This window comes from Pseudomonas imperatae, assembly GCF_057128625.1.
In genome coordinates this window covers 32,326-51,024 of the sequence record NZ_JBSKHP010000007.1, presented here as the reverse complement: position 1 = coordinate 51,024, position 18,699 = coordinate 32,326, and the positions used below count along the sequence as shown (strand labels likewise).

Sequence of the window (18,699 nt, the reverse complement as noted above, 5' to 3'; positions counted from 1 at the left end):
AAATGCACCATCGCACCCATGACCTGATCAGCCCGGTGCCAGGCACCGGCCGGCAGATCCACAGCTTTCACTACGGCCCCACGGACGGCGCCGGCAAGATCTACATCCAGGCCTCGCTGCACGCCGACGAACTGCCCGGCATGCTGGTGGCCTGGCACCTCAAGCAGCGCCTGGCCGAGCTGGAGCAGGCCGGGCAGCTGAACAGCGAGATCGTCCTGGTGCCCGTGGCCAACCCGGTAGGGTTGGAGCAGGTGCTGATGGACGTGCCCCTGGGCCGCTACGAGCTGGAGAGCGGGCAGAACTTCAACCGCCTGTTCGTCGACCTCAGCGACGAAGTGGGCACCGAGGTGGCGCCGCACCTGGGCGACGACCCGCAGCACAATGCGCGGCTGATCCGCGCGGCCCTGCGCCGGGCGCTGGAAGCCCAGGTGCCGGCCACGCAGTTGCAGTCCCAGCGCCTGATCCTGCAGCGCCTGGCCTGCGACGCCGACATGGTGCTGGACCTGCACTGCGACTTCGAGGCCGTGGCGCACCTGTACACCACGCCCGAGGCCTGGCCGAAGGTGGAGCCACTGTCGCGCTACCTGGGCGCCCAGGCCAGCCTGCTGGCAACCGACTCGGGCGGGCAGTCGTTCGACGAGTGCTTCACCCTGGTGTGGTGGGAGCTGCAGCAGCGCTTCAACCACCGTTTCGAGATTCCCCAGGGCAGCTTCTCGGTGACCCTGGAGCTGCGCGGCCAGGGCGATGTCGACCACCACACCGCCGCCACAGACTGCCAGGCGATCATCGACTACCTGACCCACCACGGCGCCATCGCCGGCGAGCAGCCGCCGCTGCCCGAACTGCCCTACCCGGCCACGCCCCTGGCGGCGGTGGAGCCGGTGGTCAGCGCCGCCGGCGGCCTGCTGGTGTTCCATGTGCTGCCGGGCGAGGTCGTGAGCGCCGGCCAACTGATCGCCGACGTCATCGACCCCATCAGCGACCGCATCACCGCCGTGCGCTGCGCCCAGGCCGGGGTGATGTACGCCCGCTCGCTGCGGCGCATGGCCACCGCCGGCATGGTGGTGGCCCACGTCGCCGGCCGCGAAGCCTACCGCAGCGGCTACCTTCTTTCGCCTTGAGACCTGATTGCCCATGTACAAACTGACCATCGATGGCCTGCACAAACGCTACGGCGACAACGAAGTACTCAAGGGGGTTTCGCTCAAGGCCAAGACCGGCGACGTCATCAGCCTGATCGGCGCCAGCGGCTCGGGCAAGAGTACCTTCCTGCGCTGCATCAACTTCCTGGAAACCCCCAACGACGGCGCCATGAGCCTGGACGGCAAGCAGATCCGCATGGTGCAGGACAGCCACGGCATGCGCGTGGCCGACCCTGACGAGCTGCAGCGCATCCGCACACGCCTGGCCATGGTGTTCCAGCACTTCAACCTGTGGAGCCACATGAGCGTGCTCGAGAACGTCACCATGGCCCCGCGGCGGGTGCTGGGCGTGAGCAAGCACGAGGCCGAGGACCGTGCCCGCCGCTACCTGGACAAGGTCGGCCTGCCGGCGCGCGTCGCCGACCAGTACCCGGCGTTCCTCTCCGGCGGCCAGCAACAGCGCGTGGCCATCGCCCGCGCCCTGGCCATGGAGCCCGAGGTGATGCTGTTCGACGAACCCACCTCGGCGCTCGACCCGGAGCTGGTGGGTGAAGTGCTGAAGGTGATCCAGGGCCTGGCCGAGGAAGGCCGCACCATGATCATGGTCACCCACGAGATGAGCTTCGCGCGCCAGGTGTCCAGCCAGGTGATGTTCCTGCACAAGGGGCTGGTGGAAGAGGAAGGGGTGCCGGCGGACGTGCTGGGCAACCCGAAGAGCGAGCGGTTGCGCCAGTTCCTCAGTGGCAACCTGAAGTAACCCTATCGCCCTCATCGCGAGCAAGCTCGGCTCCTACGGAACGCATCAATCCCGTAGGAGCCGAGCTTGCTCGCGATGAGGCCAGCCCAGACCACACTAAACTAACTTGCCCGCCCCGCTGTCACTGGTTTAACCCCCACGGACAGCGCCCATGCCCGACCACGCCAAACCCTGGTTCGCCGCCCGCCACTGGAAGCCCTTCGCGTTCCAGAAACAGGTCTGGGCGGCCGTCAAGGCTGGGCAGTCGGGGTTGCTGCACGCCAGCACCGGCGCCGGCAAGACCTACGCCTTGTGGTTCGCCGCCCTCAACCGTTTCGCCAGGCCCGGCCCGCGCACCGCGCCGCTGACGGTGCTGTGGCTGACGCCCATGCGCGCCCTGGCCGCCGACACCCATCGCGCCCTGCAAGCGCCCCTGGACGACCTGCAACTGCCCTGGTCACTGGGCCTGCGCACCGGCGACACCAGCAGCGCCGAGCGCGCCCGCCAGGGCCGGCGGCTGCCCACCACGCTGATCACCACCCCGGAAAGCCTGACCCTGCTGCTGGCTCGCGAGCACGCCAAGACAGAATTCTCCAGCCTGGCCATGGTGGTGGTGGATGAATGGCACGAGCTGATCGGCAACAAGCGCGGCGTGCAGTTGCAGTTGGCCCTGGCGCGCCTGCGCCGCTGGCAGCCGGGGCTGATCGTGTGGGGTATTTCGGCCACCCTGGGCAACCAGGCCCACGCCCAGGACGTGCTGCTGGGCGCCGGCCAGGGCATCACTGTGCAAGGCGCCGAAGCCAAGCGCATCGAAGTCGACACGCTGCTGCCGGCGGCCATCGAACGCTTCCCCTGGGGCGGCCACATGGGCCTGCGCATGCTCGACCAGGTAGTGGGCGAGATCGACACCAGCAGCAGTTGCCTGGTGTTCACCAACACCCGCTCCCAGGCGGAGATCTGGTTTCAATCGATTCTCGATGCGCGCCCCGACTGGGCCGGCATCATTGCCCTGCACCACAGCTCCCTGGCCCGGGAGACCCGCGACTGGGTGGAGCGCGCGCTCAAGGACGGCCAACTCAAGGCGGTGATCTGCACCTCCAGCCTCGACCTGGGGGTGGACTTCCTGCCCGTGGAGCGGGTGCTGCAGATAGGCTCGGCCAAGGGCGTGGCGCGCCTGATGCAGCGCGCCGGGCGCTCGGGCCACGCCCCCGGCAGGCCATCGCGGGTGACCCTGGTGCCCACCCACAGCCTGGAACTGGTGGAAGCCGCCGCTGCCGAGCAGGCGGTGGCGGCGCGGCAGATCGAGCCGCGCGAATCCCCGCACAAACCCTTGGACGTGCTGGTGCAGCACCTGGTGAGCATGGCCCTGGGCGGCGGCTTTCGGCCCGATGAACTGTTGGCCGAAGTGCGCAGCGCCTGGGCCTACCGCGACCTCACCGACGACGAATGGGCCTGGGCCCTGGCGTTCGTGCGCCACGGCGGCCACTCGCTCACCGCCTACCCCGATTACCGCCGCGTGGAACCCGACGAACACGGCGTATGGCGCGTGCCCGACGCGCGCCTGGCGCGCCGCCACCGCATGAGCATCGGCACCATCGTCAGCGACGCCAGCCTGCAACTGAAGTTCTGGAGCAAGGGCGGTGGCGGGCGCTCCCTGGGCAGTGTCGAGGAAGGCTTCATCGCCCGCCTGCGGCCCGGCGACGGTTTCCTGTTCGCCGGGCGCCAGCTGGAGCTGGTACGGGTGGAAAACATGACCGCCTACGTCAAGCGCAGCACCGCGAAGAAGGCCGCCGTGCCGCGCTGGAATGGTGGGCGTATGCCGCTGTCCAGCGAACTGGCCGCCGCCCTGGTGCGCCAGCTGGGCCTGGCCGCGCAGGGCGAATACCAGAGCCCACCCATGCGCGCGGTGCGGCCGCTGCTGGAGGTGCAGCAGCACTGGTCGGCCCTGCCCACCCCCGACACCCTGCTGGCGGAAACCCTGAAGTCCCGCGAAGGCTGGCACCTGTTCCTCTACCCCTTCGCCGGCCGCCAGGTGCACCTGGGGCTGGGCAGCCTGCTGGCCTCGCGGATGAGCCAACGCCAGCCGCTGACCTTCTCCATCGCCGTCAACGACTACGGCTTCGAGCTGCTTAGCGCCACCGCCGTGGACTGGTCGCAGTGGCTGAACGGCGCGCTGCTGAGCCCCGAGCAACTGCTGGCCGACGTGCTCGCCAGCCTCAATGCCGGCGAACTGGCGTTGCGGCGCTTCCGCGAGATCGCGCGTATCTCCGGGCTGGTGTTCGGCGGCTACCCCGGCTCGCAAAAGAGCACCCGCCAGGTGCAGGCCTCCAGCGGGCTGTTCTTCGAGGTGTTCAAGCAATACGACGCCGGCAACCTGCTGCTGACCCAGGCCCAGGAAGAAGTGCTGCGCCAGGAGTTGGACGTGCAGCGCCTGGAACAGACGCTGGTGCGCATGCAAGGCCAGCGCCTGGACCTGCACGCGCTCAAGCGCGCCACGCCGTTGGGCTTTCCGCTGATGGTGGAGCGCTTCCGCGAAAGCCTCAGCTCGGAGAAGCTGGCGGACCGCATCGCGCGCATGGTCAGCGACCTGGAAACGGCGGCGGGGCCATGAGCGGCCATCACGCCTTCGACTTCCACGGCACCACCTTGTGGCTGCTGCCGGAGAAGGCCATCTACTGGCCCGGGCAACGCGCCCTGCTGATCGCCGACGCGCACTTCGGCAAGGCTGCCGCCTACCGCCGCCTGGGCCAGCCGGTGCCCCATGGCACCACCGCGAGCAACCTGGCGGTGCTGGACCGGCTGTTGGCACGGCATGACTGCCAGCGGCTGATCTTCCTCGGTGATTTCCTCCACGCCCCCGGCTCCCAGGGGCCGGCGACCCTGGCGGCGCTGCAGCAGTGGCGTGATCGGCATGGCGGCTTGGCGGTGACGCTGATTCGCGGCAACCACGACCGCCGCGCCGGCGACCCGCCTGCCTCGCTGGCGTTCGAGGTGGTGGCCGAGCCGCTGCCGCTGGGGCCGTTCGCGTTGCAACATGAACCCGAGCCGCACCCGCGGCTGCCGGTGCTGGCCGGCCACGTGCACCCGGTGTACCGCTTGCAGGGCAAAGGGCGGCAAAGCCTGCGGCTGCCGTGTTTCAGCTTTGGGGAAGAGGTCAGCCTGCTACCGGCGTTCGGCGCCTTCACAGGGGGGCATGCGCTGCGCCCCGGCCGGGCCGACCAGCTGTTCGTGGTCGGCGACGGCCAGGTGTGGCCGGTGCGGCGTCAGGCCACGGGCGCGGGTGGGGGTTGATCGGGGATGGTCGGCTCGCCCGGTTCTTCGGGCTGCGGGTAATCGGGGTTGGGGTCGGGGTCCGGTTGGCCCGGTACGCCGCCCGCCTGGTGGGCCATGGGGTTGGCCAGCAAGGTCCAGGCAAGCACGCCAACCTGGTTGGGCTCCAGCCTGGCCAGTTCGGCGCTGATGGTCGGGTCGATTTTCATAGGCACTCCCTGGTCAATGGCCCGCTTCGCATGACGCGAAACGGAACAGTTCACCTCGATAGAGTGCCTTTTTCCCGACTAATTCCTTGCGCCGGTCGGATTATGTACGCGGCAGGGTCACGCCACGCTGGCCCTGGTACTTGCCACCACGGTCCTTGTAGGACACTTCACATTCTTCGTCGGACTCCAGGAACAGCATCTGCGCCACCCCTTCGTTGGCGTAGATTTTCGCCGGCAGCGTGGTGGTGTTGGAGAACTCCAGGGTCACGTGGCCTTCCCACTCCGGTTCCAGCGGGGTGACGTTGACGATGATGCCGCAGCGCGCGTAGGTGCTCTTGCCCAGGCAGATGGTCAGCACGTTGCGCGGGATGCGGAAGTACTCGACGGTGCGGGCCAAAGCGAAGGAGTTCGGCGGGATGATGCAGACGTCGCTTTTCACGTCGACGAAGCTTTTCTCGTCGAAGTTCTTCGGGTCCACGGTGGCCGAGTTGATGTTGGTGAACACCTTGAATTCATCGGCGCAGCGTACGTCGTAGCCGTAGCTGGACACGCCGAAGGAGATCAGCCGGTCGGCGCCTTCACCGCGCATCTGGCGCTCGACGAAAGGCTCGATCATGCCGTGCTCTTGCGCCATGCGGCGAATCCACTTGTCCGATTTGATGCTCATGGCGGGGTGTCCTGAATAGCGAGGTGGTGAAAATGTTGCCCGCATCTTACCGGACCGGGCGCCACGGCTCAAAGCACCGTGGTCATTTGTTCGGACCGCCCGGTCATTTCATGCCTTGCAGCCCGCGAAAACTGCGACTTTTCGCCACCCGCCGGCACCGTCAGTCATGATTTGTGTTATTCGCGGCGAATGGCATTGGCAGGCCCCGGAAAAAGGGTTAAGGTGGCGTCACTGTGTTGCTTGTGTCACTGAGAATCTCTACCCGATGTTTTACATCTCCATGAATTTTCCTGCTCTTTGCACTCAGTCTCGGCCAGGGCATTTCCTGAACCGCAGTTAACTTTGTCCAAGGAGACTCACCATGTCCAATCGCCAAACCGGTACCGTTAAGTGGTTCAACGATGAAAAAGGCTTCGGCTTCATCACTCCACAATCCGGTGACGACCTGTTCGTTCACTTCAAAGCTATCCAGGCTGACGGCTTCAAAAGCCTGAAAGAAGGCCAGCAGGTTTCTTTCGTCGCTACCCGCGGCCAGAAAGGCATGCAAGCTGAAGAAGTTCAAGTTATCTAACTTGTACTGAACAGTTCAAAAGAACCCCGCTCACGAGCGGGGTTTTTTTATGCCTGCGGTTTACCGTAGCCGCTGCCAGAGGCAGCGGCGACAGGCAGGTTCAGTCGTCGCTGACGGTGATGCTCGGCATGGCCGGCGCCGCCGCTTCCTGCATCACGATGCGCGCACCCACGTGGCGCGCCAGCTCCTGGTAGACCATGGCGATCTGGCTTTCGGGCTCGGCAATGGCGGTAGGCTTGCCGCTATCGGCCTGCTCGCGAATCAGCATCGACAACGGCAACGACGCCAGCACCTCGACACCGTATTGCGCCGCCAGCTTCTCGCCACCGCCCTCGCCGAACAGGTGCTCGGCATGGCCGCAGTTGGAGCAGATGTGCACGGCCATGTTCTCGACCACACCCAGCACCGGGATGTTGACCTTGCGGAACATCTCCACGCCTTTCTTGGCGTCCAGCAGGGCCAGGTCCTGGGGCGTGGTAACGATGACCGCGCCGGCCACCGGTACTTTCTGCGCCAGGGTCAGCTGGATGTCACCGGTGCCTGGCGGCATGTCGATGACCAGGTAGTCCAGGTCGTCCCAGGCGGTCTGGGTGATCAGCTGCAGCAGGGCGCCGGAGACCATGGGGCCGCGCCACACCATGGGGGTGTTGTCGTCGGTGAGGAAGGCCATGGACATCACTTCCACGCCATGGGCCTTGAGCGGCACGAACCATTTCTGGTCCTTGACCTGCGGGCGGGTGCCTTCGGCGATGCCGAACATCACGCCCTGGCTGGGGCCATAGATGTCGGCGTCGAGGATACCCACGCGCGCACCCTCGCGGGCCAGGGCCAGGGCCAGGTTGGCGGCGGTGGTGGACTTGCCCACCCCGCCCTTGCCCGAGGCCACGGCGACGACGTTCTTGACGTTGGCCATGCCCGGCACCTGGGCCTGGGCCTTGTGGGCGCCGATCACGCAGTCGATGCGCACGGTGGCGCGGCTCACGCCGTCCAGGCCTTCGACGGCGGTCTGCAGCACCTGGGCGAAGCCGTTCTTGAACAGGCCGGCGGCGTAGCCCAGCTCCAGTACCACGTTGACCTGCCCGCCGTCGATATCGATGGCCCGCACACACCCGGCGCTGACCGGGTCCTGGTTCAGGTAGGGATCGGTGTACTGGCCAAGTACGGCTTCGACGGCGGCGCGATTGACGGCACCCATGGGTTCTCCCGTTATAAAGACAGAGCAAGACAGACGGCTATCCTAGCGCGTCCAGCGCACCGGTGGAAAAACAATGAGCCCAACACGCGACAGGCGCCGCGCAGGCTCTGGCACCACGCATCGGCCAGGACGCAGCCTGCGGCAGCTGCTACGCCCCGCGCCATCTCTGTGGCGGCGGCCACAGGCCGCGTCACAGGCGCCGCGCAGGCTCTGGCACCACGCATTGGCCAGGACGCAGCCTGCGGCAGCTGCTACGCCCCGCGCCATCTCTGTAGCAGCGGCCGCAGGCCGCGTCACAGGCGCCGCGCAGGCTCTGGCACCGCGCACTGGCCAGGACGCAGCCTGCGGCAGCTGCTACGGGGGTTTGTCCGCACCGCGCGGGTCCTTTATAGTGGCCGATCTTGTTTTGACTTCTAAGTAGCCGAGCCCCATGTCCGAGCCCCGCAAGATTCTCGTCACCAGCGCCCTGCCCTATGCCAACGGTTCGATCCACCTTGGCCACATGGTCGAGTACATCCAGACCGACATGTGGGTGCGTTTCCAGAAGCACCGCGGCAACCAGTGCACCTACGTCTGCGCCGACGACGCCCACGGCTCGGCCATCATGCTGCGCGCGGAAAAGGAAGGCATCACGCCTGAACAGCTGATCGCCGGCGTACAGGTCGAGCACAGCACCGATTTCGCCGACTTCCTGGTGGAGTTCGACAACTTCCACTCCACCCACGCCGAAGAGAACCGCGAGCTGTCCTCGCAGATCTACCTGAAGCTGCGTGACGCCGGCCACATCTCCCAGCGCTCGGTCACCCAGTACTTCGACCCGGACAAGCAGATGTTCCTGGCCGACCGCTTCATCAAGGGCACCTGCCCCAAGTGCGCGGCCGAAGACCAGTACGGCGACAACTGCGAGAAATGCGGCGCCACCTACGCGCCCACCGAGCTGAAGAACCCCAAGTCGGCGATCTCCGGCGCCACCCCGGTGCTCAAGGATTCCCAGCACTTCTTCTTCAAGCTGCCCGACTTCCAGGCCATGCTGCAGGAGTGGACCCGCAGCGGCACCCTGCAGGACGCCGTCGCCAACAAGCTGGCCGAATGGCTGGACAGCGGCCTGCAGGAATGGGACATCTCCCGTGACGCGCCGTACTTCGGCTTCGAGATCCCGGGCGAGCCAGGCAAGTACTTCTACGTGTGGCTGGACGCGCCGATCGGCTACATGGCCAGCTTCAAGAACCTGTGCGCGCGCCGTCCGGACCTGGACTTCGATGCCTACTGGGCCAAGGATTCCACCGCCGAGCTGTACCACTTCATCGGCAAGGACATCATCAACTTCCACGCCCTGTTCTGGCCCGCCATGCTCGAAGGCGCCGGCTACCGCAAGCCGACCGCGGTGAACGTGCACGGCTACCTGACCGTCAACGGCCAGAAAATGTCCAAGTCGCGCGGCACCTTCGTCAAGGCGCGCACCTACCTGGACCACCTGTCGCCCGAATACCTGCGCTACTACTACGCCTCCAAGCTGGGCCGTGGCGTCGACGACATGGACCTGAACCTGGAAGACTTCGTGCAGAAGGTCAACTCCGATCTGGTGGGCAAGGTGGTCAACATCGCCAGCCGCTGCGCAGGCTTCATCCACAAGGGCAATGCCGGCGTGCTGGTGGCCGAGAACGCCGCGCCGGAGCTGACCGACGCCTTCCTGGCCGCCGCGCCAAGCATCGCCGAAGCCTACGAGAACCGTGACTTCGCCCGCGCCATGCGCGAGATCATGGCCCTGGCCGACCGCGCCAACGCCTTCATCGCCGACAAGGCACCGTGGGCCCTGGCCAAGCAGGAAGGCAAACAGGCCGAAGTGCAGGCCGTGTGCGCCCTGGGCGTGAACCTGTTCCGCCAGCTGGTGATCTTCCTCAAGCCGGTGCTGCCACAACTGGCCGCCGACGCCGAGGCGTTCCTCAACGTCGCACCGCTGACCTGGGCCGACCATGCCACGCTGCTGGCCAACCACCAGCTCAACCCGTTCCAGGCGCTGATGAGCCGCATCGACCCGGTGAAGGTGCAAGCCATGGTCGACGCCTCCAAGGAAGACCTGGAAGCCGCCCAGGCCTCCAACGCCCCGGCCGGCAACGGCGAGCTGGTCAAGGAACCCCTGGCTGCGGAAATCGAGTTCGACACCTTTGCTGCCGTGGACCTGCGCGTGGCCCTGATCGTCAAGGCTGAGCACGTGGAGGGCGCCGACAAACTGCTGCGCCTGACCCTGGACATCGGTGACGAGCAGCGCAACGTGTTCTCGGGCATCAAGAGCGCCTACCCGAACCCGGCCGAGCTGGAAGGCCGCCTGACCATGATGATCGCCAACCTCAAGCCGCGCAAAATGCGCTTCGGCATGTCCGAAGGCATGGTCATGGCGGCCGGCCCTGGCGGCGAAGAGATCTACCTGCTGAGCCCCGACAGCGGCGCCAAGCCGGGCCAGCGCATCAAGTAATACTCTTGTGGGAGCTGGCTTGCCAGCGAGCTTTTTGGGACACCTCAAAATCTCGCTGGCCAGCCAGCTCCCACAATTGTTCATGGCCCTGCCGGACAGAAAGATGAGCCTGACCCAACGCATCGACGCCCTGCTGCCCCAGACCCAGTGCGGCAAATGCGGCCATGGCGGCTGCCTGCCCTATGCGCAGGCGATGTCGAGGGGCGACGCAATCAACAAATGCCCGCCCGGCGGCACCGAGACCCTCGCCGCCCTGGCGAACCTGCTGCAGGTGCCGGTCATCGCCCTGGACACCAGCCGCGGCAGCGCACCACCCCAGGTGGCCTATATCCGTGAAGCCGAATGCATCGGCTGCACCAAATGCATCCAGGCCTGCCCGGTGGACGCCATCGTCGGCGCGGCCAAGCTGATGCACACCGTGATCGTCGACGAATGCACGGGCTGCGACCTGTGCCTGGCGCCCTGCCCGGTGGACTGCATCGAACTGCGGCCGTTGCCAGCCAACGCCAGCGTGGCCATCGTCGGCGGCCTGGCGCAGACCGATGGCGAACGCCAGGCGCGCACCCTCAAGCGTGACCGCGCCCGCAGGCGTTTCGAACAGCGCAACGCGCGGCTGGCCAGCCTGGCCGCACGGCGCGAGGCCCAGCGCCCGGCGCCAGCCGCACAGGCGCCTGCGCCCACCGCCATCAGCGACCCGATACAAGCGGCCTTGGCGCGGATCAAGGCGCAGCAGGCCGCCACCGCCGACGCCCCGAACCCAGGACACCGTGACCGATGAACAACGTCAAACGCCGGGAAATCTTTCGCCGGCTGCATGAAGACAACCCCGAACCCAAGACCGAACTGGCCTACACCTCGGCCTTCGAGCTATTGATTGCGGTGATTCTGTCTGCCCAGTCCACGGACGTGGGCGTGAACAAGGCCACCGCCAAGTTGTACCCGGTGGCCAACACCCCGGCGGCCATCCATGCCCTGGGCGTGGAAGGCCTGTCCGAGTACATCAAGACCATCGGCCTGTACAACAGCAAGGCACGCAACGTGATCGAAGCCTGCCGCATGCTGGTGGAGCTGCACGGCGGCGAGGTGCCCCAGGACCGCGAGTCCCTGGAAGCACTGCCCGGCGTGGGCCGCAAGACCGCCAACGTGGTGCTCAACACCGCTTTCCGGCAGCCGACCATGGCGGTGGACACGCACATATTCCGCGTGGCCAACCGCACCGGCATCGCGCCAGGCAAGAACGTGCTGGAGGTGGAGAAGAACCTGCTCAAGTTCGTGCCCAGGGAATACCTGCTCGACTCCCACCACTGGCTGATCCTGCACGGCCGCTACGTGTGCCAGGCTCGCAAGCCGCGCTGCGGCAGCTGCCGTATCGAAGATTTGTGCGATTACAAGCACAAGACCTCCGACGATTGAAGGCTTATTGAAAAAGCTGATCAGGCGATTGAAAAAATCTTTTTTACGCGCGAAAGATTTACCGATATAAGGTGCGCCAATGGCACTGCAAGCCTGGAGTTGACTTTATGAGCACCGGTAAAGAAGAACTGGATGTGGAAGACGAGTTTGCCCCTGTCGACAACGATGAAGCCGAAGCCCCTGCGGAAACCGCAAAAACCAACCTGAGCAAGCGCCGCACCATCGACAACCTGCTGGAAGAACGTCGCCTGCAGAAGCAGCTGGCCGACTACGACTTCGATCTATAACCCTTTTTCCACCCTGCCCTTTCGCGCGCCGGCCGCGGGCCGGCTCACGCCAGGCCGTTGCGCTGTGCCAGCTCGATCAGGTCCACCAGCGACCGCGCATTGAGCTTGAGCAGCAGGCGGGTCTTGTAGGTGCTGACGGTCTTGTTGCTGAGGAACATGCCGTCGGCGATTTCCTTGTTGCTCTTGCCCCGCGCCAACTGCTGCAACACCATCATCTCGCGGCCCGAGAGGCGCTCGATCATCTGCGACTCGGAAGCGTTGCCCAGGCTGGAGCGCACCGAATGCAGGGCCTGGTTGGGGAAGTAGCTGTAGCCTGACAGCACCGCCTTGATGGCACTGAGCAGCTCGGTCAGCTCCTGCTGCTTGCACACGTAGCCCGCCGCGCCGGTCTGCATGCAACGCATGGAAAAATGCCCGGGCATCTGCGAGGTCAGCACCAGCACCTTGGTGGCACGGCGCTCGCTGCTCAGGCGCGCCATCACCTCCAGGCCGTCGAGCTTGGGAATGCAGATGTCGAGTATGACGAGGTCCGGTTGGTACTCACGGGCCATTTGCAAGGCATCCACGCCATTGTTGGTTTCGCCGACCACTTCGTAGCAGTGGCGCTCCATCAGCATGCGCAACGCCAGGCGAACCACAGGGTGATCATCCACGATCAGCACTTTATTCATGGGAAAATCCAATTTTCGCTGTTCGAATTTTTAGAGCCCGCACAATAGCCTAGTCGTCCGGCACTTTGCATTGCGTCACTGCCAGCTACCTAACGGCAAAGACAAGACCTACAACCGAGAGAGACTATTCCTACAGAAAACCTCACTCCTTGAAGTTCTCTCCAGATTTTTCCGACAATTGGTAGCCCTACATTGAAAAATATCTGACACCAAGAAGCATTGCACATCGGTTTATGAGCAGCAATTGAGTATTTGCTTACAAGCCATTCATTCTGTGTCGGACAGCCAGACGGGCACATTATCCGACCTGCGGATAACGTCGTGGGGTGGCAGATACTGCTCACTGCCGTTGTCTCTCTTTATATCGAACTGTAAATAACCTTACACCTGTCACTTCCTGCAGATCCTCCTACAGGCCGGGCCCGGCGAGGCATCCAGCGGGAAAGCCGTTCCCGCCCCGACGGAAATGACAACTGAATAAATCGATATATTCGCAACATGCGCAAATAAAATAACTATACATAGCCGGTCGACCACCGCAGAAACTCTAGAATTCCAACGACAGATACGGCCCGGTAACAGGCCGTGCCAAGGAGTTTTCATGTCCAGCCCGCCGCCCCATACAAAGAACCCGCTGACCATCATTGCCATATTTGCCGCCATAGTCGAAGCGTCAGCCCTGGCCTCGCTGCCCTTTCTAAAGGACGACAGCCAGGACCTGTATACATGGTTCCTTATCGGCTTCCCGCCGTTCCTGACACTGTTGTTCTTTGTAACATTGAATTTCAACTACAAGGTGCTTTATTCCCCCTCCGACTTCAGCAACGAACAGGACTTCCTGGACATTGCCAAAGGTCAGCCGGCACCCGCCCAGGCTGGCAACATCAACACGCCTCCACCGCCGCTCCCGCCACCTTCGGCCGCCCCTGGCCACCCGCTGCCCGTTGCCGATGTGCCGGTGGTCCGCCAAGGCCGCAGCGAGGAGTTCCGGGCCCTGTACATCCTCGACTACAGCCATTTCGCCAACGAGCAGGACCTGGACGCCATGATCAAGGAGATCTTGCGCCCCAAAGCGCCTGGGGAACGACATTTGATCATGCTGTATCGCCTGTCGCAGCTGCGCAGCCCGGTGAGCGTGGTGCTGGGGCACCTGCTGGGCAAAGCCTTCGAGCACAACGCCGAATGCACCATCAGCGCCTACGACCTGGATGAAGCCGCGCTCACCACGCTGAGCCGCCGCCAGGGCGGCCTGCCGGCCCGGCAAGCGGCGCCGCCGGCATGAAAACTGGCGCCCGGAAACGCGAAAGCCCCGGCAAGGGCCGGGGCTTTCGGGTGCAACCAGGGGGCAATCAGAACAGCTTGCGGCCCTTGTTGGCAGCGATGCGCATGCGCAGGGCGTTGAGCTTGATGAAGCCCGCCGCGTCGGCCTGGTTGTACGCGCCACCATCTTCCTCGAAGGTAGCGATGTTGGCGTCGAACAGCGAGTCGTCGGACTTGCGGCCGGTGACGATGACGTTGCCCTTGTACAGTTTCAGGCGTACCACGCCGTTCACGTTGACCTGGGAGGCGTCGATCATCTGTTGCAGCATCAGGCGCTCAGGGCTCCACCAGTAGCCGGTGTAGATCAGGCTGGCGTACTTGGCCATCAGCTCGTCTTTCAGGTGAGCGACTTCGCGGTCCAGGGTGATGGACTCGATGGCACGGTGGGCGCGCAGCATGATGGTGCCGCCAGGGGTTTCGTAGCAGCCACGGGACTTCATGCCCACGTAACGGTTCTCGACGATGTCCAGACGACCGATGCCATGGGCGCCGCCGATCTTGTTCAGGGTCGCCAGCACGGTGGCCGGGGTCATCTCGACGCCGTCCAGCGCGACGATGTCACCGTTGCGGTAGGTCAGTTCCAGGTACTGCGCGGTGTCCGGAGCGTTCTCTGGCGAGACGGTCCAGCGCCACATGTCTTCTTCGTGCTCGGTCCAGGTGTCTTCCAGCACGCCGCCTTCATAGGAGATGTGCAGCAGGTTGGCGTCCATCGAGTACGGGGACTTCTTCTTGCCGTGACGCTCGATCGGGATCGCGTGCTTCTCGGCGTAGTCCATCAGCTTCTCGCGCGACAGCAGGTCCCATTCACGCCAAGGGGCGATCACTTTCACGCCTGGCTTGAGGGCGTAGGCGCCCAGCTCGAAACGCACCTGGTCGTTGCCCTTGCCGGTAGCGCCGTGGGAAATGGCGTCGGCGCCAGTTTCGTTGGCGATCTCGATCAGGCGCTTGGCGATCAGCGGACGGGCGATGGAGGTACCCAGCAGGTACTCGCCTTCATAGACGGTGTTGGCGCGGAACATCGGGAACACGAAGTCACGCACGAATTCTTCGCGCAGGTCGTCGATGTAGATCTCTTTCACGCCCATGGCTTGCGCCTTGGCACGTGCAGGCTCTACTTCTTCGCCCTGACCCAGGTCAGCGGTGAAGGTCACCACTTCGCAGTTATAAGTGTCCTGCAGCCACTTGAGGATCACCGAAGTGTCCAGGCCGCCGGAATACGCCAGAACGACCTTGTTTACGTCCGCCATGCCATCACTCCACGGGGTTGTACGGAAAGCCGATTAGTCTACCGTTCAAACCCGCAGAATTACAGAGGCGCGACAGCAAATGACGATGAAGCGACAATAACTTTCGCCTCGGCGACCCCGTAGCCGCTGCCGACAGGCTGCGCTGGCCCCTTCATACACTGGAGTTTTCCGGCGAGGCATAGGGCCAGCGCAGCCTGCCGGCAGCGGCTACAGTTGCGCGGGAGGCTTGGGTTGCGCCGGGCCCGGCTGCGCAGGCGCCTGCTGCACCGCTTCAGGCGGCACCGCTGGCTTGTCCGCCGCGGCCACCCGCGACAGCTGGATGTTCACCCGGCGGTTGAGCGCCCGGTTGGCGGCATTGGTGTTCGGCGCTACCGGGAACTGCTCGCCATGGAAGCGCATGACGATGTCGGACTCCGGCACGCCGGCGGCCTTGAGGTAATCCATCACCGCCAGGGCGCGGCGGCGCGAAACGTCGCGGTTGGTCAGGCGGTTGCCGCTGTTGTCGGAGTGGCCGTCCAGTTCCACATGGTTCACCGTCGGGTCGGCCTTCATGTAGGCCAGGATGGTGTCCAGGCGCCGCTTGGCGGCCGCGTCCAGGTCATTGCCGCCGCCGGGGAAGCCCACCTGGGTGCGGCTGACCTGGTCGAAGTTCATCGGCAGCAGCTTGGTGGTGCAGGCCTGGAAGTCGCTGTAGCCCTGGCTGAACTTCACTGGCAGCACGCGCACTTCGGTGGGCCGCCCGGTAGTGCCGGAAAAGGTGCGGATGACGGTGCTGCGGCCCTCGATCAAGCCGCCGATCAGGCGGCTGGCCTGGCCCTGGGAGCTGCTGAACAGCGTCGCGCCGTCACCCATGCGCACCGCCCCCAGGTTGATGTCGCCACGCCCTGGCTGCCACGGCGCGGCGGCGGCCAGCAGGGTCGCCGAGCCACGGCCGAGCAGGCGGCTGCTGGACTTGAGGCTGAACACGGCGCCCTCGCCCGCGCGCTGGACGAACTCACCCGAGCCGAAGTCGGTGATCGGCTGGACAAGACGGCATTCGAACTGGTCGCCCTCGACCTTCCACTCGACGTTCTCCAGGCGGGTCTGGAAAGTGATAGCCATGGCGGGCAGGCTGGCGAAGATACTGAACAGGGCTAGATAACGCTGGCGCACGGGAGGCTCCACAGATTTGTACCACATACCCTCGGGCTATCGGACGTCATCGGCAAAACTTGATAGCGAGTGCCTGCCGAGGCCATTTGCGGTAGCATTCCCCCGAGTTCGAACCGCCTGGAACCCCCCCAATGTCCGACCGCCTGACCCTCCTGCGTCCCGATGACTGGCACATCCATCTTCGCGATGGCGCCGTGCTGCCCCACACCGTCGGCGACGTCGCGCGCACCTTTGGCCGCGCGATCATCATGCCCAACCTGGTCCCACCCGTGCGCAACGCCCAGGAAGCCGACGCCTATCGTCAGCGCATCCTGGCCGCACGCCCGGCCGGCAGCCAGTTCCAGCCGTTGATGGTGCTCTACCTCACCGACCTGACCACCCCCGACGAGATCCGCGCCGCCAAGGCCAGCGGCTTCGTGCACGCCGCCAAGCTGTACCCGGCCGGCGCCACCACCAACTCCGACTCGGGCGTGACCAGCGTCGACAAGATCTTCCCGGTGCTCGAAGCCATGGCCGAAGTGGGCATGCTGCTGCTGGTGCACGGTGAAGTGACCCGTGGCGAAGTCGACGTGTTCGACCGCGAGAAGCAATTCATCGACGAGCACATGCGCCGCGTCGTCGAACGCTTCCCGACCCTGAAAGTGGTGTTCGAACACATCACCACCGGCGATGCCGTGCAGTTCGTCAACGAGGCCTCGGCCAACGTGGCGGCCACCATCACCGCGCACCACCTGCTGTACAACCGCAACCACATGCTGGTGGGCGGCATTCGCCCGCACTTCTACTGCCTGCCGATCCTCAAGCGCAACACCCACCAGGTGGCGCTGCTGGACGCGGCCACCAGTGGCAGCCCGAAATTCTTCCTGGGCACCGACTCGGCGCCCCACGCCCAGCACGCCAAGGAATCGGCCTGCGGCTGCGCCGGTTGCTACACCGCCTATGCGGCGATCGAGCTGTACGCCGAGGCCTTCGAGCAGCGCAACGCACTGGACAAGCTGGAAGGCTTCGCCAGCCTGTTCGGCCCGGCCTTCTACGGCCTGCCGGTGAACACCGACACCATCACCCTGGTCCGCGAAGAGTGGACTGCCCCGGCCAGCCTGCCGTTCGGCGAGCTGTCCGTCATCCCGCTGCGCGCCGGTGAAAAACTGCGCTGGCGCCTGCTGGAGCAAAACGCGTGAGTGAAGACCAATTCGACGAAGACCTGGACAGCGGCAGCAGCGCGTCGCGCCACCCCATGGCGGCGCGTTTCCGCGGCTACCTGCCAGTCGTGGTCGATGTCGAGACCGGCGGCTTCAACAGCGCCACTGACGCCCTGCTGGAGATCGCCGCGACCATCATCGGCATGGACGAGATGGGCTTCCTGTACCCCGAGCACACCCTGTTCTTCCGGGTGGAGCCGTTCGAGGGCGCCAACATCGAGGCCGCCGCACTGGAGTTCACCGGCATCAAGCTGGACCACCCGCTGCGCATGGCGGTGAGCGAGGAGTCGGCGCTGACGGAAATCTTCCGCAGCATCCGCAAGTCGCTGAAGTCCAACGGCTGCAAGCGCGCGGTGCTGGTTGGCCACAACGCCAGCTTCGACCTGGGGTTCCTCAACGCCGCCGTGGCGCGCAACGACCTCAAGCGCAACCCGTTCCACCCCTTCTCCAGCTTCGACACCGCCACCCTGGCGGGCCTGGCCTACGGCCAGACAGTGCTGGCCAAGGCGTGCCAGGCCGCCGACATCGACTTCGATGGCCGCGAGGCCCACTCGGCGCGCTACGACACAGAGAAGACCGCCGAGCTGTTCTGCGGCATCGTCAACCGCTGGAAGGAAATGGGCGGCTGGGAAGATTTCGATCATTGATTGCGCCTCTCTGATCACTTCGTGATCATTGTGGGAGCTGGCTTGCCAGCGAGTTTTTGCCTCTGCAAAGCTCGCTGGCAAGCCAGCTCCCACATTTCTTTCCCCATCCAGCCTCCCTGAATGACCGCTCATCGACCCTCACGCTTTATAGAGCGAAGTTGTTTTGACAAGCATTCTCATTACGATTAGTCTCACCGCACCAAGACGACACAGCGACGGTGTGTACCCCTATGTATGTTTGCCTCTGCCAAGGTGTGACCGACGGTCAGATCCGTGACGCGATCTATGAAGGATGCTGCAGCTACAAGGACGTCCGCCAGACCCTGGGCGTGGCCTCGCAATGTGGCAAATGCGCGTGCCTGGCCAAGCAGGTGGTGCGTGAAACCCTCACCGAACTGCAAGCCACCCAGGCCGCCCTGCCCTACCCGGTAGAATTTACCGCCGCCTGATTCACCGAATTCAAAGGAACCGGACCCAGTGTCCGGTTTTTTTATGCCTGC

At 64.9% G+C, this 18,699-nt stretch carries 18 protein-coding genes and 1 pseudogene; 13 read left to right on the top strand and 6 right to left on the bottom strand.

The features are described 5' to 3' along the window. Positions 1-2: 2 nt before the first annotated feature. From ACWKWX_RS10685 to pdeM, 4 genes are all read left to right on the top strand, one after another. Positions 3-1,121, top strand: coding sequence for a succinylglutamate desuccinylase/aspartoacylase family protein (locus tag ACWKWX_RS10685; protein ID WP_416426369.1), 1,119 nt, complete (start codon positions 3-5; stop codon positions 1,119-1,121). A 13-nt stretch (positions 1,122-1,134) separates the two neighbouring features. Further along, positions 1,135-1,899: an ABC transporter ATP-binding protein gene (locus ACWKWX_RS10680; protein ID WP_473004210.1), complete on the top strand. Its 765-nt coding sequence runs from the start codon at positions 1,135-1,137 to the stop codon at positions 1,897-1,899. 151 nt (positions 1,900-2,050) lie between these two features. Then, on the top strand, positions 2,051-4,489 hold the full coding sequence (locus ACWKWX_RS10675; RefSeq protein ID WP_483827750.1) for a ligase-associated DNA damage response DEXH box helicase: 2,439 nt from the start codon (positions 2,051-2,053) through the stop codon (positions 4,487-4,489). Then, positions 4,486-5,169, top strand: coding sequence for a ligase-associated DNA damage response endonuclease PdeM (gene pdeM / locus ACWKWX_RS10670; protein ID WP_483827749.1), 684 nt, complete (start codon positions 4,486-4,488; stop codon positions 5,167-5,169). Before ACWKWX_RS10675 ends, pdeM begins: the two co-directional genes overlap by 4 nt. On the opposite strand, the gene ACWKWX_RS10665 is transcribed toward pdeM, so the two are convergent. Further along, entirely contained in the window at positions 5,142-5,357 is a 216-nt protein-coding gene (locus ACWKWX_RS10665; protein ID WP_416426377.1) for a hypothetical protein, read from the bottom strand. The two genes, pdeM and ACWKWX_RS10665, sit on opposite strands and share 28 nt — an antisense overlap. Before the next feature lie 100 nt (positions 5,358-5,457). Then, the gene (gene dcd, locus ACWKWX_RS10660) at positions 5,458-6,024 is read right to left on the bottom strand and encodes a dCTP deaminase (RefSeq protein ID WP_003184751.1); all 567 of its coding nucleotides are present in this window, start codon (positions 6,022-6,024) and stop codon (positions 5,458-5,460) included. 361 nt (positions 6,025-6,385) lie between these two features. Between dcd and ACWKWX_RS10655 the strand changes: the two genes are divergently transcribed. Continuing rightward, on the top strand, positions 6,386-6,595 hold the full coding sequence (locus ACWKWX_RS10655; protein ID WP_008365925.1) for a cold-shock protein: 210 nt from the start codon (positions 6,386-6,388) through the stop codon (positions 6,593-6,595). A gap of 100 nt (positions 6,596-6,695) precedes the next feature. Here the strand turns inward: ACWKWX_RS10655 and apbC are convergent, their stop codons facing one another. Next, positions 6,696-7,790 (bottom strand): iron-sulfur cluster carrier protein ApbC, encoded by a 1,095-nt coding sequence (gene apbC, locus ACWKWX_RS10650; protein WP_416426379.1) that lies wholly within the window; start codon positions 7,788-7,790, stop codon positions 6,696-6,698. 430 nt (positions 7,791-8,220) lie between these two features. Between apbC and metG the strand changes: the two genes are divergently transcribed. The 4 genes and pseudogenes from metG to ACWKWX_RS10630 all read left to right on the top strand — a co-directional run bounded on the left by metG (position 8,221) and on the right by ACWKWX_RS10630 (position 11,963). Beyond that, positions 8,221-10,263 carry a methionine--tRNA ligase gene (gene metG / locus ACWKWX_RS10645; RefSeq protein ID WP_416426381.1) on the top strand — a complete coding sequence of 681 codons (2,043 nt, stop codon included), beginning with the start codon at positions 8,221-8,223 and terminating at the stop codon, positions 10,261-10,263. Positions 10,264-10,366: 103 nt separating this feature from the next. Continuing rightward, positions 10,367-10,883: pseudogene (gene rsxB, locus ACWKWX_RS10640) on the top strand (electron transport complex subunit RsxB); the annotation flags it as partial. 154 nt (positions 10,884-11,037) lie between these two features. Continuing rightward, positions 11,038-11,676 carry an endonuclease III gene (gene nth, locus ACWKWX_RS10635; protein WP_416426382.1) on the top strand — a complete coding sequence of 213 codons (639 nt, stop codon included), beginning with the start codon at positions 11,038-11,040 and terminating at the stop codon, positions 11,674-11,676. Positions 11,677-11,783: 107 nt separating this feature from the next. Beyond that, entirely contained in the window at positions 11,784-11,963 is a 180-nt protein-coding gene (locus ACWKWX_RS10630; RefSeq protein WP_416426384.1) for a PA3496 family putative envelope integrity protein, read from the top strand. Positions 11,964-12,007: 44 nt separating this feature from the next. On the opposite strand, the gene ACWKWX_RS10625 is transcribed toward ACWKWX_RS10630, so the two are convergent. Next, on the bottom strand, positions 12,008-12,634 hold the full coding sequence (locus ACWKWX_RS10625; RefSeq protein WP_416426386.1) for a response regulator: 627 nt from the start codon (positions 12,632-12,634) through the stop codon (positions 12,008-12,010). A 601-nt stretch (positions 12,635-13,235) separates the two neighbouring features. On the opposite strand from ACWKWX_RS10625, the gene ACWKWX_RS10620 reads away from it, so the two are divergent. Then, on the top strand, positions 13,236-13,916 hold the full coding sequence (locus ACWKWX_RS10620) for a hypothetical protein (protein ID WP_483827748.1): 681 nt from the start codon (positions 13,236-13,238) through the stop codon (positions 13,914-13,916). Positions 13,917-13,983: 67 nt separating this feature from the next. Here ACWKWX_RS10620 and ACWKWX_RS10615 read toward each other — a convergent pair whose 3' ends face one another. Further along, positions 13,984-15,201: an argininosuccinate synthase gene (locus ACWKWX_RS10615; RefSeq protein WP_262147423.1), complete on the bottom strand. Its 1,218-nt coding sequence runs from the start codon at positions 15,199-15,201 to the stop codon at positions 13,984-13,986. A 207-nt stretch (positions 15,202-15,408) separates the two neighbouring features. Continuing rightward, a complete protein-coding gene (locus ACWKWX_RS10610; protein WP_416426389.1) occupies positions 15,409-16,353 on the bottom strand; it encodes a flagellar protein MotY in 945 nt (314 codons plus the stop codon). A gap of 131 nt (positions 16,354-16,484) precedes the next feature. Here ACWKWX_RS10610 and pyrC point away from each other — a divergent pair, with 131 nt between their 5' ends. From pyrC to ACWKWX_RS10595, 3 genes are all read left to right on the top strand, one after another. Further along, positions 16,485-17,531, top strand: coding sequence for a dihydroorotase (gene pyrC / locus ACWKWX_RS10605; RefSeq protein ID WP_416426391.1), 1,047 nt, complete (start codon positions 16,485-16,487; stop codon positions 17,529-17,531). Then, on the top strand, positions 17,528-18,199 hold the full coding sequence (gene rnt / locus ACWKWX_RS10600) for a ribonuclease T (protein ID WP_416426392.1): 672 nt from the start codon (positions 17,528-17,530) through the stop codon (positions 18,197-18,199). Before pyrC ends, rnt begins: the two co-directional genes overlap by 4 nt. A gap of 230 nt (positions 18,200-18,429) precedes the next feature. After that, positions 18,430-18,648, top strand: a complete 219-nt coding sequence (locus tag ACWKWX_RS10595; RefSeq protein WP_008365903.1) for a bacterioferritin-associated ferredoxin — start codon at positions 18,430-18,432, stop codon at positions 18,646-18,648. Positions 18,649-18,699: the final 51 nt, after the last annotated feature.

Excerpts from the sequence above, each read along its gene's own strand:
- pyrC (WP_416426391.1), top strand. The coding sequence starts at position 16,485 with ATGTCCGACCGCCTGACCCTCCTGCGTCCCGATGACTGGCACATCCAT.
- ACWKWX_RS10595 (WP_008365903.1), top strand. The coding sequence starts at position 18,430 with ATGTATGTTTGCCTCTGCCAAGGTGTGACCGACGGTCAGATCCGTGAC.
- pdeM (WP_483827749.1), top strand. The coding sequence starts at position 4,486 with ATGAGCGGCCATCACGCCTTCGACTTCCACGGCACCACCTTGTGGCTG.
- apbC (WP_416426379.1), bottom strand. The coding sequence starts at position 7,790 with ATGGGTGCCGTCAATCGCGCCGCCGTCGAAGCCGTACTTGGCCAGTAC.
- ACWKWX_RS10665 (WP_416426377.1), bottom strand. The coding sequence starts at position 5,357 with ATGAAAATCGACCCGACCATCAGCGCCGAACTGGCCAGGCTGGAGCCC.
- ACWKWX_RS10680 (WP_473004210.1), top strand. The coding sequence starts at position 1,135 with ATGTACAAACTGACCATCGATGGCCTGCACAAACGCTACGGCGACAAC.
- ACWKWX_RS10620 (WP_483827748.1), top strand. The coding sequence starts at position 13,236 with ATGTCCAGCCCGCCGCCCCATACAAAGAACCCGCTGACCATCATTGCC.
- metG (WP_416426381.1), top strand. The coding sequence starts at position 8,221 with ATGTCCGAGCCCCGCAAGATTCTCGTCACCAGCGCCCTGCCCTATGCC.
- ACWKWX_RS10685 (WP_416426369.1), top strand. The coding sequence starts at position 3 with ATGCACCATCGCACCCATGACCTGATCAGCCCGGTGCCAGGCACCGGC.
- ACWKWX_RS10630 (WP_416426384.1), top strand. The coding sequence starts at position 11,784 with ATGAGCACCGGTAAAGAAGAACTGGATGTGGAAGACGAGTTTGCCCCT.
- ACWKWX_RS10615 (WP_262147423.1), bottom strand. The coding sequence starts at position 15,201 with ATGGCGGACGTAAACAAGGTCGTTCTGGCGTATTCCGGCGGCCTGGAC.
- ACWKWX_RS10655 (WP_008365925.1), top strand. The coding sequence starts at position 6,386 with ATGTCCAATCGCCAAACCGGTACCGTTAAGTGGTTCAACGATGAAAAA.
- ACWKWX_RS10675 (WP_483827750.1), top strand. The coding sequence starts at position 2,051 with ATGCCCGACCACGCCAAACCCTGGTTCGCCGCCCGCCACTGGAAGCCC.
- dcd (WP_003184751.1), bottom strand. The coding sequence starts at position 6,024 with ATGAGCATCAAATCGGACAAGTGGATTCGCCGCATGGCGCAAGAGCAC.
- ACWKWX_RS10625 (WP_416426386.1), bottom strand. The coding sequence starts at position 12,634 with ATGAATAAAGTGCTGATCGTGGATGATCACCCTGTGGTTCGCCTGGCG.
- nth (WP_416426382.1), top strand. The coding sequence starts at position 11,038 with ATGAACAACGTCAAACGCCGGGAAATCTTTCGCCGGCTGCATGAAGAC.